The organism is Desulfosporosinus sp. HMP52, from assembly GCF_000765145.1.
Lineage (GTDB): Bacteria > Bacillota > Desulfitobacteriia > Desulfitobacteriales > Desulfitobacteriaceae > Desulfosporosinus.
On record NZ_JMGA01000002.1, the window covers coordinates 48,101 to 64,048 of the forward strand.

Consider the following 15,948-nt stretch of genomic DNA (forward strand, 5'->3'; position numbering starts at 1 on the left):
ATTGTGGCAAGGGGGGAGTGCCATGGCCATATTGGATTTAACGACGGGATTGAGTTATGCTTTTTTTATAATTTGCCTGGTGCTCGGCTGGGGCGCTGCCGGGGCCTTGGATTATGAAGGTATACTGCGTCGTTCCACATCCCGTTGGGGTCGCCTTCTCCTTAGAATAGGTGTAGCTTTAGTCTTAGCAGAAGGGTTCCGTCTTTTCTTAAGCTTTGCGGTAGGGCCCATCCTTGACTTAGTTGTTAATAAAAGTATCAACGGATTTAAAGCTTTTTAAGATATGATCTTTTAAAGTGGACTCCTAAGACGGATATTTTCTTTTTAATAGATAATGTTCACCGCTTTATACAATAGTAGTTTGATGATATATATGATAGTGCTAAGAATTTAAGGCCCCCTTCAGCTTTCCTGAAGGGGGTTGTCAAATTTTACTCGAAAGCTTCAATTAGGACGGTAAGATATAGAAAGAAATAGAGTAATATGTTTCATGCTGTCAAAGGATTAAATAAATTTGAGGATAACTGTTAATTGATAACCAATAACTACGAGACTGATAGTATAAAAATCTTAGTTACTCGTGGTAAGATAGGTATATAAAAAATAATAAAGCCCTAAGAATCTAACTCTTTAGAAGAGGTATAAAAATAGGTTTGTTTTGAGCCGATTTTGGTTGATAATACATATAAGTACTAAAATAGATGATAAGGTTTGAAGGAGTAGACATGAAGCGAACATGGCGTTTTTGGCTTGCCCTATGGGCGGGTAAAATAATTACAGCAGGTTTGTTAGCAACGGGGAAAAAGGGGACAACCCTCCCTGGAAAGATTTCAAATTGGCTTGACCCCCAGATCATGAAACATTTAAGTGAGTCCTATACAGACGGGATTATAATGGTTACCGGAACCAATGGAAAGACGACAACTGCAAATCTTTTGGCCAGTATTTTGGGAGAGGCCGGAAAAGACTTCGCCTTTAATCAAGCAGGAGCAAACTTAGTTACCGGTATTACAGGGGCATTGATCCAAAATACGAGTTGGAGAGGATCATCGAGAGCCAGGTTGGCATTGTTGGAAGTTGATGAAGCAACTGTGCCAAAGTTTTGTAAGCAGGTGACTCCTAATTTGGCAATTGTAACAAACTTTTTTCGCGATCAACTTGATCGCTATGGAGAATTAGATACAACAGTTCGCATGGTTAAAGAATCATTGCCGAAGGAAACAGTTCTGATCTTAAATGCAGACGATCCCTTAGTCGCTCAGTTTGGAACGAATCTTACTAAAGCTATCTATTATGGGGTGGAACGTACTCCGGATAGTCGTGAAGAGAGTCAAGAGACCCGGGAAGCCAGATTTTGCCCTAGTTGTGGAACAGCCTTGGAATATTCCCTGTTTCACTATGGGCAATTAGGGGTTTTTAAATGTTCGGGCTGCGGGTTTCAGCGTCCAGAGCCGAAGATACTTGCCCAAGATGTTCATCAGAATGAAGGAACTTTGCTATTTCAGGTTAATGAAGTTACCTATCAAATCGCTTTGCAAGGATACTATAATTTATACAATGCCCTAGCGGCATTTACAGCAGCTCGTGAGTTAGGTTGCGAAGATGAAACAATCGCAAGAGGATTGCGAGTCTTCATCCCTCAGGCGGGACGTATGGAACGGTTTTATTTGTCAGAAGGAGAAGTCACCTTAACTCTCGTTAAAAATCCGACCGGTTTTGATCAAGTTATTCAGACAATGATCGGTGTTAATAAACCTTTGGGGATACTGATTGGAATTAATGATCTGGCAGCAGATGGCAGAGATATTTCCTGGCTTTGGGATGTGAATTTTGAACGCATAGGCGAGCAGGATGTAAGAATAAAGAAGGTTGTCTGTACAGGTCTGCGAGCAGAAGACATTGCCTTACGGCTTAAATATGCCGGTGTATCTGTTGAAAAGCTCATTTTGGAACACAGTTTAGAGGGAGCCTTAGATCACTTGAAAAAAACTCGGGCCGAGGACGAAGCATGGTTTATCTTACCGACCTATACACTGCTTTTTCCCTTCCGAGGCATCTTAGAAAATCTCCAAAATAGCGCCGGATTAACTAACTCGGAAGCTAAGGGTGGAAAGGAGGCCAGAGCATGAACTTGAAAATTTGCCATCTTTATCCTGATTTATTGGATCTTTACGGTGATCGGGGAAATATTTTGACTCTGGCTTCCCGCTGTCGTTGGCGGGGGATTGAGCCGGATATTCAACAAGCCTCCTTGGGCGAAGACTTAGATTTCGTGAGTATGGATATTCTATTCATTGGCGGCGGTTCCGACCGGGAACAAGGTTTATTGGTTCAGGATCTAATGCGGAGGGAAGATGAACTCAGAAAAGCTATCGAGAATGGTCTGGTAGTACTTGCCATTTGTGGCGGTTATCAAATGCTAGGGAAATACTATCAAATGGCTAACGGAGAAAGAATTGATGGGTTGGGAATTCTAGATGTCTGGACAATTGCCGGCACAAAGCGTTTGATTGGGAATGTGGTTGTAGAACTTAATCAGGCAGTTTTAGGGGATGATTCACAAAGGCTCAAAACATTAGTGGGGTTTGAGAATCACTCTGGCAAGACTCATTTAGGTGAAGGAGTCAGCCCTTTAGGGGAAGTCGTATTTGGGAATGGAAACAATGGAGAGGACAGTGGGGAAGGGGTTCGGTACCGGAATGTCTTTGGTACGTATCTGCATGGGCCGCTTCTGCCCAAGAACCCTCATCTGGCTGATTTATTGTTGGAATTAGCTCTTAAAAGACGAGGAATAGATACTCTTTTAATGAATCTGGATGATCGCTTGGAAGAATTGGCCCATAAGGTAATGGTCAAAAGATTGTTGAAGCAAGCCTAATTTCAAAGCTCTGTTTGGTTATGAGCAAAAATCAGTATATCATGAGTGATATACTGATATACTATCATTATTAAACAATTCCGCTATTTAAGTTCTTTTAAGAAACTGGCTCTTTACCATAATTTACATGGCGAAAAGACCTTGTTTTACATGGGTTTTGGTTTATTTGCCATTCGAATTCGTTGACACTTTTTTAGATTACTGTCTATAATAGAGTATAGCTTTAGCTAAATGACTTGGGGGTGCTAATGTGGCAGAAAGTAAGCGAATTATGATAAGTTTGCCGGAAAGTTTGCTTGCGGAGGTTGATGGGATCGTCACAGTTGAAAAGCGTAATCGCAGCGAATTTATTCGAGAAGCATTGAATAGCATCCTTCACGAGCGCCGGAAAAAGGGTATCCATGAGCAAATGCGTAAAGGCTACCAAGAGATGGCGCAACTGAATTTATCCATAGCTAGGGAATTGTTCTCAACAGAGCAAGAGGTTTTAGAGTATTATGAAGAAACGATGGTGGCATATCAGAGATGATGATAAAACGCGGGGAAATTTATTACGCTGAGCTTAACCCCGTTGTTGGCTCAGAACAGGGAGGAACTCGTCCCGTCCTCGTGATCCAAAACGACATAGGAAATCAATTTAGCCCTACAACAATTATTGCAGCGATCACTTCACAAATTGCCAAGGCCAAATTACCTACTCATGTGGAAGTAAGAGCTAAACGAAGTGGATTAGAGCGGGATTCAGTCATTCTTACAGAACAAATTCGAACCATTGATAAAAGTCGACTAAAGGAAAAAGTGGCTGTATTGGATGAAGAGGTTATGTTAAGGGTAGATCAGGCCATTGAAATTAGTCTGGGGCTAGCGGATATTTGATATCATTAACGAAGAGGCAGCGTTTCGGGAGATGAAAAATACCGACGCTGTTTTGTTTGTTGTCTTATGATTTTTTTGTACTTAAAAAGTATATACCGTAATACCTTTCTAATAACAAAAAAGAGACAACTATTGTTGTCCCTTCTCTGTACGGGCTCACCTGCACAACATGACAGCAAAGATAAATATCTTTGTAACATGAAGTTCCATAGCAGATGGTATTCCGATTTAGTCGCGCTCATTTGCGCGAACTCAATGTCAGCTCGCCTTTAGTTTAGAGGAAGTGTAACTTTTTGTCAACCTTAAATGTGTATACATTATTCTTTATTACATAAAAGAGGAATTTTTGTGTATTTCGACGAATAATGAATATGGAATAATAAATTTTGAGTTCTTAAGATGGTAAAAAATAGAATAATTGGAAGGAGAAACCGCTTGATTCAATTAGAAGGGGTAAACAAACATTTTGGTCATTTGCACGTCTTAAAAAATATTGATCTAACAGTGAAAACGGGAGAAAAATTGGTGGTCATTGGCCCCAGCGGATCAGGCAAGAGTACACTAATTCGATGTATGAACCTTTTAGAGAAGCCGAGTTCTGGTAAGGTTACTGTGGATGGTGTTGAAATTACTGCTCACAAGGCATTAGTGGCTAAGGTTCGTCAATCAGTTGCGATGGTCTTTCAACAATTTAATCTCTATCCGCACAAAACGGTATTAGAAAATTTAACTCTTGCCCCAATACTTATTAAAAAGGTGTCCCAGGCTGAGGCTGCGGAGGCTGGGTTAGCCTATCTTGAACGCGTAGGGCTGAAGGAAAAGGCTAATGTCTATCCATCCCAACTTTCTGGGGGACAGCAGCAACGTGTGGCGATTGCTAGAGCTTTGGCAATGCGCCCAAAAATCATGCTCTTTGATGAGCCAACATCAGCCTTAGATCCTGAGATGATCCAGGAAGTTCTTGACGTTATGGTTGATTTAGCCCACGAGGGAATTACTATGGTCGTAGTTACCCATGAAATGGGCTTTGCTAAAACCGTAGCAGACCGCGTTATTTTCATGGATGACGGACAGATTGTAGAGGAAAATACTCCTAAAAGCTTTTTTGAAAACCCTACCCACGAACGTACAAAATCGTTCCTTAGCCGAATTTTGCGCTAGTCCGAAATTCGGTGCAATAGGTGTACTGAAGTTAGTGCCAAGATACACGTATCTCGTATCTTGAGCCAAAGAAAATTAAAGAGGGGGATAAAACATGAAAAAGTTTAGTATGGTTTTGACGAGTCTATTATTAGTTGCCGGCCTTGTAACAGGATGTGGATCAACTCCAGCGGCTCCTGAGAAAAGCAGTGGCGGACTGCCGGCAGATGTGCAGGCCATTAAAGACAGGGGCGTTCTTAAAGTAGGGGTAAAAGTTGATGTTCCTAAATTTGGTTATAAGGATCCTAAGTCTGACGTAGTTGACGGTTATGAGATTGACTTAGCTAAAGCTATCTCTAAAAAAATATTGGGAACTGAGAAAATCGAAACTACTGCAGTAACAGCAAAGACACGTGGACCATTAGTAGACAGTGGAGATGTGGATCTCGTTATTGCCACATTTACAGTTACCGAAGAGCGCAAAAAGAGTTATAACTTCTCTGATTCATATTTTACAGATGGTGTAAAATTGATGGTCAAAAAGGATTCCGGTATTAAAGGCCTCAAGGATTTAAATGGCAAAAAGATTGGTGTAGCCCAAAGTGCTACCAGTAAGAAAGCCATTCAAGAGGCTGCAGATAAACTTGGAGCAAAAATTACCTTCTTAGAGTTTAGCACTTATCCGGAAATTAAGACTGCCTTGGATTCCGGCCGGGTTGATTGTTTCTCGGTAGATGGCTCTATCTTGTTTGGATATTTAGATGACTCAACGGTTATCTTAGACGATAGTTTTAGTCCTCAAGACTATGGCGTTGCTTCCAAGAAAGGAAATGACGGCCTAGCAAAAACAGTTAATGATACCATTGCTGAGTTGAAAGCATCCGGTGAACTCGATAAAATGATTCAAAAGTGGGGGCTTAAATAGTGGTTGGTCCTTTTGCTTGGTTTAAATGGGAAGCACTTTTCCGTGATTGGACGGTACTTGCTGAGGGGTTTAAAACTACAATCATGGTTGCCATCCTTTCCCTTGCATTAGCATTGATACTAGGGATAGTGTTTGGGGTGTTAGGTACTTCTCAGTGGACACTAGCAAAGCTAGTAAGTCGCGTCTATGTGGAATTTATTCAAAACACGCCTCTGGTTATCCAGGTTTTCTTCCTTTATCATGGGCTGCCGCATATGGGCGTTATGCTGCCGGTGTTTACTGTGGGGGTTCTAGGTGTCGGGGTTTATCATGGGGCCTATATCGCCGAAGTGGTCAGGGCTGGAATCAACTCGATTCACAAGGGGCAGATGGAAGCTGCCTTATCTCAGGGATTTAGTTTTTGGGGAGCAATGCGGCATGTTATCTTGCCGCAAGCTTCTCGAGTAGTTTTACCACCCCTTACTAATCAAGCGGTTAACTTGATCAAAAACACATCGGTAATGGCTATGGTAGCCGGTGGAGATCTGATGTATCGTGCCGACTCATGGTCAAGTGATAATCTATATTACGGGCCTGCCTATGTTGCAGTTGGGCTGCTCTATCTCCTTCTTTGTTTACCTTTAGCAACGCTAACACGCCGCTTCGAAGGTAAAACGGGGGTATCTGCATGATTCAAGAAGTATTTAAACCTGAACTAATTCGCTTTCTTGGTCAGGGACTTATGACGACCTTGTATATTGCTGTCATGGCAATACTGATCAGTTTTGTCTTTGGAACCCTACTGGGAATTGCTCGTTATTCTAAACAGCCTATTCTGGGCAGAATTGCTGCGTTGTATATTGAATGTGTTCGAAACATTCCTATGCTGCTATTTATTTTAGTTTTTCGTTTTATGACTACGATGAAACCGATTAATTCGGGAATTGTGGCAATTGCAGTCTTCACATCAGCGATCATTGCAGAAATAGTTCGAGGGGGGTTAACCTCCATTGACAAAGGGCAGTGGGAAGCTGCCAAGTCCCAGGGGTTTTCTTATCGCCAAACCTTGATGCATATTATACTACCGCAAGCCATGCACAAGATGATACCGCCTTTAGTATCTCAGTTTATAACTGTTATTAAGGATACATCTTTCGTATGGGTTGTAGGTGTAGAAGACCTTACTGGCAAGGGCATGATCATTTTGGGCCAATATGGAACAACAGGTCAAGTCTTCACAGTATTTGGAATGATTGCCTCAACGTACTTCGTTTTGAATTATTCACTTTCAATTTTAGCTCGTCGGCAACAATTAAAAATGATTCATCAAAGCTATTAACTTATAATTAGTCGCGACCCTATTAATGGGGTCGCCTTTTTATTACCCTTAAGAGAGTTAGTGAGCGCCTTATTGCAAAATATTTTATGTGCTTAATATAGCGGTTGAATGCTCAAAAAGGCCCTTTAATAAGAAGGGCCAGCAAGCTGAAACAAGATTGTAGTATTGTAGTTGTTTAAGGGATAAACAACTTAATGTCAAGTTGATATTTAGTTGTCTATCCTTATTTTGTGCAATTTAAAGAGTGGTAGAAGAAAGGTCATTGAAGTATGTGTTAAGATAGCAAGTGGAAGAGTATATAGAGTTTTCCAGTTTTTATTTTCCCACATACCCATTGCACTTTGCAGAGATTGAACCATTGTAGTTCCTAAAGAAAACAATAGTATATAACCAGTTTTCCAAGTGAGGTTTTTTCTGTAAGGGAAATAATTACCGAAAATCGCAGCAGGAGGAAGCCAAGAGACACAAGCCAGAATAGGGATTCCATTTAATAGAATGTCACCAGGTAATCTCCATAGTCTATAAGTTTTAACCGTAAACCAGTTTAAAAAGATTGCAGGGACAAAACCTAACGAAAATCCAAAGGTTGTTGCTTTTACTAATCTTTTGGGATGAATCAACAGGAACATAAATATATAGCAAGCAGTAGTAAACACAACCCATCTTTTAGTTTGTTTTCTCATAAATTTATCCTCCTAGAGTTAAACGTTTATTTTGATTGATATTGATTAGTGTTTGTTGCATGTATTTTTTTATACTTCAAAGGGTTCTTATATATTAGCAAATCTCCGTTTGGCAAATATGATTACATAATTAAATTAGATCCGCAAATACTATATTAGGCCTTAGCTAGATCGATATTAAAAAGGTTTGAAGAGGCATCGGAAAAAGAAACACGTTCTTTTAAATAAGGAGATTAAATAAATGGATATGATGATAAAAGACCTCGTTGAAGAAAAGAAATCTGCTATCTTGCAGAAGTGGTTTGATGCAATCATGGCGACATATCCTACAGATACCTCGGGCTTTTTGAAGGATCAGAAAGATAGGTTTAGAAATCCGGTTGGGCATACGTTTACTGAGGGAATGGACAAAATCCTAGAAGCATTAATTGCCGGAGAGGGATTCGAGGAGGAGCTGCCCTTCATTGATGATATAATAAGAGTTAGGGCGATCCAAGATTTCACCCCAGCGAAAGCATTGAGCTTTGTTTTTTCTCTTAAAGGAGTGGTTCGTAAAGAACTAGAACAGGATATTAAAAAACATCAAATATATGGTGAGCTCATGAAGTTTGAATCAGAAATTGATGAGCTTGCTCTTAATGCTTTCAATATCTATGTAAAATGCAGAGAACAGCTTTACGAACTTAGGACAGATGAACTAAAAAGGATGACATTTACTCTGCTTAAGAAGGCAAATTTAATGTCTGAGCTCCCAATGGAAGAATTCGGACATAGAGATAGTCCCCCTATCAACCCAAATAATGGTTCCGAGAAGACAAAAGAGTAATAGCCACAAATAAGAAAGAACTTTATTTGCTGGCGGTCAAAAATGATATAATGGGTAAGAGATTTAAAGTCGGTAATATACCGGCTTTTTCCATATTAATTGTTTATGTAAGAGGGGGAAGATGATGTTTGAGATAGCCGAAGAAGAACTGAAGTATTTAAATCAAATAGCTTCAGAAATCAAATATCCCAAAGGGCAGATAATTTTTTCCACCAGCCAAAAAGCCAACGAAGTTTATTATATTAAATCTGGTTTAGTAAAAATATATCGCACCACCTCAGACGGCCGTCAGGTGTCTGTGGCACTTCGTTATCCCGGGGACTTCATTGGTCTGGCTGAAGTACTTAGCAATATCAATGAGAGAGAATATAGTGCCGAAGCTATGGACAATGTCTCTATTCTGATTATATGGAAAGATGGTTTTAAAAAGATGATGGCCGAGATGCCAATATTTTCTGAGAAAATAGTCAGATTGATGAGTGATAGGTTGAGGGAAGCTCAAAATACTATTTATGATTTTATCATGAACCCCATCCAAGGGAGGCTGGCGATCTTTTTGTTAGCTATGGCTGAACGTTCTGGGGATAAAGGGGCAGATGGTATCATTCATGTGCGCTTGCGGGTTACTCAAGAAGAACTGGCCTGTGTGATAGGTTCAGCACGACAAACAATTTCCTCCCTGCTCAACTTGTTTAAGGAAGATGGAAGCATCCAATATGAAGGTAGAGAGATAGTTGGTGTAAATACCAACAAGCTAAAAACCTGGATTCAAGAATAGTAAAATAGCTCATTAGAAAGAATGTAATCCAGCCGACAAAATAAAGGTCACTCGAACGACCTTTATTTTGTCGGCTGTATTTCTCTGTCGTTAAAATGACATAAAAATGTCTTCAGTCTGGTTTTAACAATCAATTTGTGTTGTTAAAATCTTCACATACAAAAGAGTAGGACGGAGGGGTGACTTAACCTGTTCAAAGAGCGATTGTCTATTTAACTATATGAAGAAATGGGGGGTACCAATGTCGGATCATGTTTTACAGCCCAAAACACAGAATTCAGGTACTAAGGTGATTTCGAATAAAACGGGCAAAAGTAAGAATGCCTTACTGGGTTTTATTATTTCTTGGTTAGTGTTTGCCGCAATTCTACTATTCATTCCTACTTCTGAGAGTCTTACAGTAGGGGGCCGGGCAGCCTTGGCTGTGATGGGCTGGGCCACAATCATCTGGTTGAGTGATGGATTGCCCTTAGCAGTTTCAGGACTGATGATTCCGGTCTTATTATCGTTAACTGGTGCAGCTAAGAAACTCCCAGATGCCTTTAGTGGCTTTACCAGTAATGTTACGTTCCTGATTCTTGGTTGTTTTATTTTAGCTGCTGTTATGCAGACCACTGGCTTAGACAAGAGGATTGCCCTCAGTATAGTTTCAAGGGTTAAACCTACGGTTGGGAGTGTTCTAAAAGGTATAATTGGAGCTCATTTAGTTACTGCAGTACTGGTTCCGGCCACGAATGCCAGAGGAGCACTCTTCCTGCCGATTATTCAAGGTTTAAACAGCTTGTTTGAAAAAACTGGCGAAGGGGCCAGAGCAAGAAAGGTATTTACGATGGTGGGTATCGGCTTCGCTTCATTGGCAAGCGGTACTATTCTCATGCATAGCCATATGTCCAATGTTATTGTAGCTCAAACTATCAATCAGGCAATGGAAAAAGACGTGATCAATTGGGGAACCTGGGGTTGGATGAATTGGCCCTTACTTGGCATTTTGGTAATCATGTATTACTGGGTCAATTGGATTATGAAAACTAAAAATATTGAAGTCCCCGGGGGTATCACAGAAATCAGTCGTCAAAAAGAAGCCATGGGTAAAATGACTAGTACAGAGTGGATTGTTTTGGTCACCTTTGGAATTGCAATCTCTTTATGGGCAACTGAACAAATACACGGTTACCAAATGGCCTTGGTTGCTCTGATAGCCGTGATGGTACTATTCATTCCGGGGCTTACTGACTTTTCCTGGAAAAAGGTGCAATCTAACACGATCTTTGGTACTTGGTTGTTGCTCTGCGGTTCCCTGTCCTTGGTATCCGCTTTTGAAAAAACAGGTGTAGACAAATGGATTGCTTCTCACTTGGTTGGTTTAGCACCAGCTTGGGGTTGGATTGGGGTTAGCATCTTTATCTGTGTAGTAGTACAAATCAGCCGCTTGGGTATTGTAAGCAATGTTGCAGCTGTAACTCTGCTGGCGCCCATTGTTGCAGCTATGGCTCCTATGCTTGAGCTGAACACGGTAGCCTTTACTATGATGGTATTGAATGTAGATAGTTACGCGTTTGTATTGCCTATATCGGTAACTGCCTGTCTCATCGCCTATGGAACTGAGGAATTTACCTTTGGTGAATTCGTTAAAGTTGGTGCACCCTTAACATTAATGGTAATTCTCTATATGGTCTTTATCATGGTGCCCTGGTATGCCTTCACTGGTTACCCTATCTGGGTGCCCACTCCATAACTTTTAAAGGAGGAAAATATGATGTCAAGAGCAAAAATGCCCAGTTCCCTAGAGAGAATTGAAGAGGTTCGCATTGATACCGATATTCTGATTATCGGAGCTGGAAATGCCGGTTGTTTCGCTGCTATCGAGGCTAAGCGCCTCAACCCTGATTTGCAAGTTACTTTAATGGAGAAAGCCCACATTGATCGCAGTGGTTGCCTAGCTGGTGGTATGGATGCGATTAATACCTACATTAAAAAGGACCGTACCATTGAAGATTTTGTGCGTTGGAGCCGTTCTCAGGCGGGCGGTCTGCTCCGGGAAGATTTGACGATTTCCATGGCAGAGGTTTTAAACAAGCCCATCGAAGAATGGGAAGAGTGGGGTATGCCCATTAAGTATGAAGCAGATGGGGATGAATACAAGACTAGAGGTAAATGGGATATCACGATCAGTGGTTCTGAGATGAAAGTTATTTTAGCCGAAAAAACCCGTGAAACGGGTTGCGAAATTATTAACAGAGTGGTAGCGACCAATTACCTAATGGAGGGCAATAAAGTAATCGGTGCTATTGGTTTTGGGGTAAGGGACGGTAAAGTGTATATCATACGAGCCAAGGCAACCATTATAGCAACAGGTGGTGCGGCAGGTTTGTATAAGCCGTATCAAAACGACGGCAACGACAGTCACCATCAGCTCTGGTATGCTCCCTTTAACGTAGGTACTGGTTTTGCCATTGGTATTCGTCAGGGTGCCGAAATGACCACCTTTGAGATGCGCTGGTGCGCCACTCGTACTAAAGATTTTAATGGCCCTATCGATACTATCTCAGTGGGATATAAAACCCCTATGATTAATTGCAAGGGTGAGCAAATACTGAAAACCCGGTATGCCCATCTGGGCGGGGATGCAGCTCCCCGTTATATTCGGGCTAACCTGCCGATGGATGAGTGGCGCGAAGGTCGTGGTCCCTGCTATGTAGATACCACCCACATGACTCCAGAACAAATCCATGATATGAAATACGATTATCTAAACGAGCGTCCCAGTTATGTCTTATTCCTGGCCAGCCGAGCTCAAGATTTAAATAAGGAACCCATCGAAATTTATGGGTCTGACCCCTATATTGTGGGTGGACACACAGCCAGCGGATACTGGGTCGATGTAAAAAGAGCGACAACTTTGCCCGGATTGTATGCCTGTGGTGATGTGGCAGGTGGAACACCCAACAAATTTGTGGGTGGCTGTGCTGCTGAGGGAATCTTATCCGCCCGAGCTGCCGTTGAATATGTATCCGGTATCGAACAGGGGATCATGAACGAGGAACAAATTCTTATAGAGAAGGAGAGAATTTTTGCTCCCGGTTTTCGGCATATTTCCGTGGGGGATGGAGTTAAGCCTCGAGAAATGGAAGAGAGACTACAGCGCCTGATGGATGAATATGCTGGAGGCGTGCATCAGTTTTTTAGAATGAATAAGGAAGGTTTGGAATATGCTCTGCGCAATCTCAAGATTTTGAAGGATCAGGTCAAATATCTGATTGCCTCTGATCTTCATGAGCTGATGGATGCTCATGAAGTTATTGACAGATTAGACGTAGCCCAGGTTTTGGTACACCACCTAATGTTCCGTGAAGAGACCAGATGGCCAGGTTGGCAGTCCCGAGCAGATTTTCCGGAAAAGAATGATCAAAAATATGATTGCTTTGTAAACTCTCGTTATAATCCTGAAACCAAAGAAGTGGAAATGTTTACTCGACCCTATGAACAAATTATCTCGGGTGATCGTTTAAAAGCTTAAGATAGGAGGGTGAAAAGATGCCGCCAGTAGTTTATCAAGACAAATGTCAAGGGTGCGGAAAATGTGAAGAGATCTGTCCGGGGGATTTAATGGAACTAAATGAGGAAAAGAAGGCCTTTTGTCGGGCAAAAAGGGATTGCTGGGACTGCATGGCCTGTATAAAAGCCTGCCGATTCGAAGCACTTGAAACGCGGATCCCCTATCAATTAGGGTACTACCCAGCTAGGCTTATTCCTAAGGTTAGGGAAAAGGAAATTGAGTGGACTTGCATCAATATTAATGGAAAGGTCGATAAATTTTTGGTAAAAACCCACAATAAATAACCCATAACAGAACGAGTCAAATATAACAAATATCGAGCATGACTTAATAGATCCTTGGAGGCCAAAAAATCGGCATTCCAAGGATTTTTTTTTAAAATATTAATCGGGTTCCCTTATTCATGAGAAATTCACAACTTTTTCATGAGTAAATCGTATCAGAGAGTTAGACTAAGGACATAGAAGAACAGCAAAACAAACGGGAGCAACACAAATCAGAATTGATTGAGGAGGAATTTTCCATGAAAAGAATCAGTACAAGAATTACAGCAATACTAGGAACAACAACCTTAGCTTTAGGGCTCTTAACTTTGCCGGCCTTAGCTGAAACAGCTAACCAATCGGAAATATCGTGGTTTGGAAAAATGCATGGATATATGCAGAGAACTTTTTCATCTGAACAACACCAAACGCTGATGAATTCCCCGGAAATGCAAAATCTTCATAATTCAGAGGGCATGCAGAGTGCAATGCAAACTGGAGATATTGAGAAAATGCAAGAACTTATGAATTCAGATCCAACAGTTAGAGCTCATATGGGGGAGAATCTAGATAGAATGAATGAGATTATGAACAATTATGGAGGAAACATGATGAATAGCCAAAGGGCAATGGGAGGCTCTTATGGTTCGATGATGAATGGGAGAGGAACTAATTAAAGGGGGTGAACTTAAATGATGATGATCGGTTTCATTCTTTTAATAGTTATCTTGTATTGTTGGGGTAGTTCAGCGAATTCCGGAGGTTCAAGCTGCATTGACCATCAATTTGGTTCGAATACTTCGCTGGAAATCTTAAATGAAAGATATGCCCGGGGGGAAATCCAACGAGAGGATTACCTTGAAAGGAAACAAGAGCTCTATATACAAAAACAGCCCATATCCATTAAAAAAGGATAAATAATGTTTGTATTTATGCTCAAAGGGAATATTTAAACTAGTTTTTAAAATAGTCTAAAGGAGGAATTAATATGATGGGTGGTTGGGGTAATATGATGGGTGGCTGGGGACATGGTGGTTACGGAAGCGGGGGCTATGGAATGATGGGAATGGCCGGTATGGGATTGCACTTTATCTTTTGGGTTGGGATAATTATCCTAGGAATCTATCTGTTTCGTCGTCGCAATGCCTTACAGGGGTATAACCTTGCAATTGGGAAGCCTACAGCGATAGACATCCTTCGCGAACGATATGCTCGTGGGGAGATTGATTCTGAAGAGTTTCAAAGTAGAAAACGTGATTTAGAGGCTAAATAAAATTTGAAAAGGAAATGAGTCAAATAACAGTGGCTGGGAATTATTCCTAAGCTACTGTTAGCCTTTTAGGAAGTTTAATGATGAATTCCGTTGAACATCCGAGTTTGCTCTGAACGGTTATCGTTCCTTGATGAAGTTGAGTGATCTGCCGAACCAACGCCAGCCCGATACCCGTCCCACCTGTTTCCCGGGTTCTGGATTTATCCCCGCGATAAAAGCGCTCGAAGATTAAGGGAAGATCTTCTTCCGAAATCCCCATACCTGTATTGCTTATTTTGATTTCTACAGAGTCTAAAGTCTGAGTAAGAGTAAGGTCTATTTGTCCACCCGGGTCTGAATATCTGTAGGCATTGTGAATTATATTGTAGAAGAGCCTGGTAAGAAGGCGCTCATCACCTAATATCCCTAGGCTTTCATTTGGAGGCAGCCAATTCAGAGCTAATTCCTTTTCCAGGATAAGGGGATAAAGGCCATGAATTATTTTCTGAATAAGGTGATTTAGATCTACAGATTTCAGATTGAGATGTATTCCACCTATCTCAGCAACATTTAAATCTTTAAGATCACTTGACAAGTCAACAAGCCGGTTAATTTCCTCCTGAATAGAACATAAGTTTTCCTGATCAGGGAGCAGGACTCCATCTTGAAAGGCTTCGATATAACTTTTAATTGAGGTTAAGGGAGTTCGCAATTCATGAGCAATATCTGCTGTAAATTGCTTGCGCAGGGTCTCTTGACGATCTAAATTATCGGCCATTGAATTAAATGCTTTAGCCAGTTGTCCTACCTCGTCCCGGGAGCTGACTGAAACTCGTTCACTTAGGTAACCATGGCCAATGCGGTCTGCGGCTTTAATTAATCGTTTGAGGGGAGCGACGAGTTGACGACTTGTAAAGTAACTAAGGAGAATGCCAAAGAGCAGAGCTAATCCTCCAGCGAAAAGCAATGAACGAAAGACTGCGGATTGGAATTGGACATCTTGAGGATTGAGAATTTGGGCTGTTGCGGGGTAGCGTACCTCAGCAGTTGCTAATGTCCCCAAAGGTCCGGACACTGTTAGGGTCTTTGTTTTCCATTGCATAGTGGAAGAGGTGGACATATTCATTCCCATGCCCATTCCCCTTTGGCCGTGCATCATAGTTTCCATGGGGTTGTTTAAGGTAGCAATTAATTTGCCATTGGGATCAGTCAGAGTAACAATGGCACCTGTCGGGAGAGAATGACTTAATTCGGCCAGAGCCGTTGAGTCCCATAAGCCTTTAGCTTGATACAGTTCGCTTAGGCGAGTGGGCAATTGTTCTAAGGCGGCTTCATTTAACTGTGTTAAGTAATCGCTAAACTCTTGTTTAAAGACATAATTTACTGAAATAATGCTGAATGCTAAGGTAATAAGCGCAACGATGAGAGTGGAAAGAAACAATTTGGTACGCAT

At 41.3% G+C, this 15,948-nt stretch carries 19 protein-coding genes; 17 read left to right on the forward strand and 2 right to left on the reverse strand.

Annotated features, from left to right (window positions below; translation table 11 throughout):
* The first annotated feature begins 22 nt into the window (after positions 1–22).
* From DP73_RS00755 to DP73_RS00795, 9 genes are all read left to right on the forward strand, one after another.
* The gene (locus DP73_RS00755; RefSeq protein WP_034596717.1) at positions 23–280 is read left to right on the forward strand and encodes a hypothetical protein; all 258 of its coding nucleotides are present in this window, start codon (positions 23–25) and stop codon (positions 278–280) included.
* Between the two features lie 445 nt (positions 281–725).
* Positions 726–2,129: a MurT ligase domain-containing protein gene (locus DP73_RS00760; protein WP_034596719.1), complete on the forward strand. Its 1,404-nt coding sequence runs from the start codon at positions 726–728 to the stop codon at positions 2,127–2,129.
* Complete coding sequence (locus DP73_RS00765; RefSeq protein WP_034596720.1) at positions 2,126–2,878, forward strand: glutamine amidotransferase; 753 nt, start codon at positions 2,126–2,128, stop codon at positions 2,876–2,878. The genes DP73_RS00760 and DP73_RS00765 overlap by 4 nt, the downstream gene beginning before the upstream one ends.
* Positions 2,879–3,128: 250 nt before the next feature.
* On the forward strand, positions 3,129–3,407 hold the full coding sequence (locus DP73_RS00770; protein ID WP_014183054.1) for a ribbon-helix-helix protein, CopG family: 279 nt from the start codon (positions 3,129–3,131) through the stop codon (positions 3,405–3,407).
* Entirely contained in the window at positions 3,404–3,754 is a 351-nt protein-coding gene (locus tag DP73_RS00775; RefSeq protein WP_007778968.1) for a type II toxin-antitoxin system PemK/MazF family toxin, read from the forward strand. The genes DP73_RS00770 and DP73_RS00775 overlap by 4 nt, the downstream gene beginning before the upstream one ends.
* A 435-nt stretch (positions 3,755–4,189) precedes the next feature.
* Entirely contained in the window at positions 4,190–4,915 is a 726-nt protein-coding gene (locus DP73_RS00780; protein ID WP_034596725.1) for an amino acid ABC transporter ATP-binding protein, read from the forward strand.
* A 94-nt stretch (positions 4,916–5,009) separates the two neighbouring features.
* A complete protein-coding gene (locus tag DP73_RS00785; RefSeq protein WP_034596727.1) occupies positions 5,010–5,819 on the forward strand; it encodes a transporter substrate-binding domain-containing protein in 810 nt (269 codons plus the stop codon).
* Positions 5,819–6,490: an amino acid ABC transporter permease gene (locus DP73_RS00790; protein ID WP_014901579.1), complete on the forward strand. Its 672-nt coding sequence runs from the start codon at positions 5,819–5,821 to the stop codon at positions 6,488–6,490. Before DP73_RS00785 ends, DP73_RS00790 begins: the two co-directional genes overlap by 1 nt.
* Positions 6,487–7,137, forward strand: coding sequence for an amino acid ABC transporter permease (locus DP73_RS00795; RefSeq protein ID WP_014901580.1), 651 nt, complete (start codon positions 6,487–6,489; stop codon positions 7,135–7,137). Before DP73_RS00790 ends, DP73_RS00795 begins: the two co-directional genes overlap by 4 nt.
* A gap of 209 nt (positions 7,138–7,346) precedes the next feature.
* On the opposite strand, the gene DP73_RS00800 is transcribed toward DP73_RS00795, so the two are convergent.
* Positions 7,347–7,820, reverse strand: coding sequence for a hypothetical protein (locus DP73_RS00800; protein ID WP_034596728.1), 474 nt, complete (start codon positions 7,818–7,820; stop codon positions 7,347–7,349).
* A gap of 241 nt (positions 7,821–8,061) precedes the next feature.
* Here DP73_RS00800 and DP73_RS00805 point away from each other — a divergent pair, with 241 nt between their 5' ends.
* From DP73_RS00805 to DP73_RS00840, 8 genes are all read left to right on the forward strand, one after another.
* Positions 8,062–8,646 carry an RsbRD N-terminal domain-containing protein gene (locus tag DP73_RS00805; protein ID WP_034596730.1) on the forward strand — a complete coding sequence of 195 codons (585 nt, stop codon included), beginning with the start codon at positions 8,062–8,064 and terminating at the stop codon, positions 8,644–8,646.
* Between the two features lie 121 nt (positions 8,647–8,767).
* Positions 8,768–9,424 (forward strand): Crp/Fnr family transcriptional regulator, encoded by a 657-nt coding sequence (locus tag DP73_RS00810; protein ID WP_034596732.1) that lies wholly within the window; start codon positions 8,768–8,770, stop codon positions 9,422–9,424.
* A 241-nt stretch (positions 9,425–9,665) separates the two neighbouring features.
* The gene (locus DP73_RS00815) at positions 9,666–11,159 is read left to right on the forward strand and encodes an SLC13 family permease (RefSeq protein WP_034596734.1); all 1,494 of its coding nucleotides are present in this window, start codon (positions 9,666–9,668) and stop codon (positions 11,157–11,159) included.
* A gap of 21 nt (positions 11,160–11,180) precedes the next feature.
* Entirely contained in the window at positions 11,181–12,941 is a 1,761-nt protein-coding gene (locus DP73_RS00820; protein WP_034596735.1) for an adenylyl-sulfate reductase subunit alpha, read from the forward strand.
* Positions 12,942–12,958: 17 nt separating this feature from the next.
* On the forward strand, positions 12,959–13,264 hold the full coding sequence (locus DP73_RS00825; RefSeq protein WP_034596737.1) for a ferredoxin family protein: 306 nt from the start codon (positions 12,959–12,961) through the stop codon (positions 13,262–13,264).
* A 239-nt stretch (positions 13,265–13,503) separates the two neighbouring features.
* The gene (locus DP73_RS00830) at positions 13,504–13,920 is read left to right on the forward strand and encodes a hypothetical protein (protein ID WP_034596739.1); all 417 of its coding nucleotides are present in this window, start codon (positions 13,504–13,506) and stop codon (positions 13,918–13,920) included.
* Positions 13,921–13,935: 15 nt separating this feature from the next.
* On the forward strand, positions 13,936–14,160 hold the full coding sequence (locus DP73_RS00835; protein WP_081962894.1) for an SHOCT domain-containing protein: 225 nt from the start codon (positions 13,936–13,938) through the stop codon (positions 14,158–14,160).
* 71 nt (positions 14,161–14,231) lie between these two features.
* Positions 14,232–14,516, forward strand: coding sequence for an SHOCT domain-containing protein (locus DP73_RS00840; protein WP_014901588.1), 285 nt, complete (start codon positions 14,232–14,234; stop codon positions 14,514–14,516).
* A 46-nt stretch (positions 14,517–14,562) separates the two neighbouring features.
* Here the strand turns inward: DP73_RS00840 and DP73_RS00845 are convergent, their stop codons facing one another.
* A complete protein-coding gene (locus DP73_RS00845) occupies positions 14,563–15,948 on the reverse strand; it encodes an ATP-binding protein (protein ID WP_034596740.1) in 1,386 nt (461 codons plus the stop codon).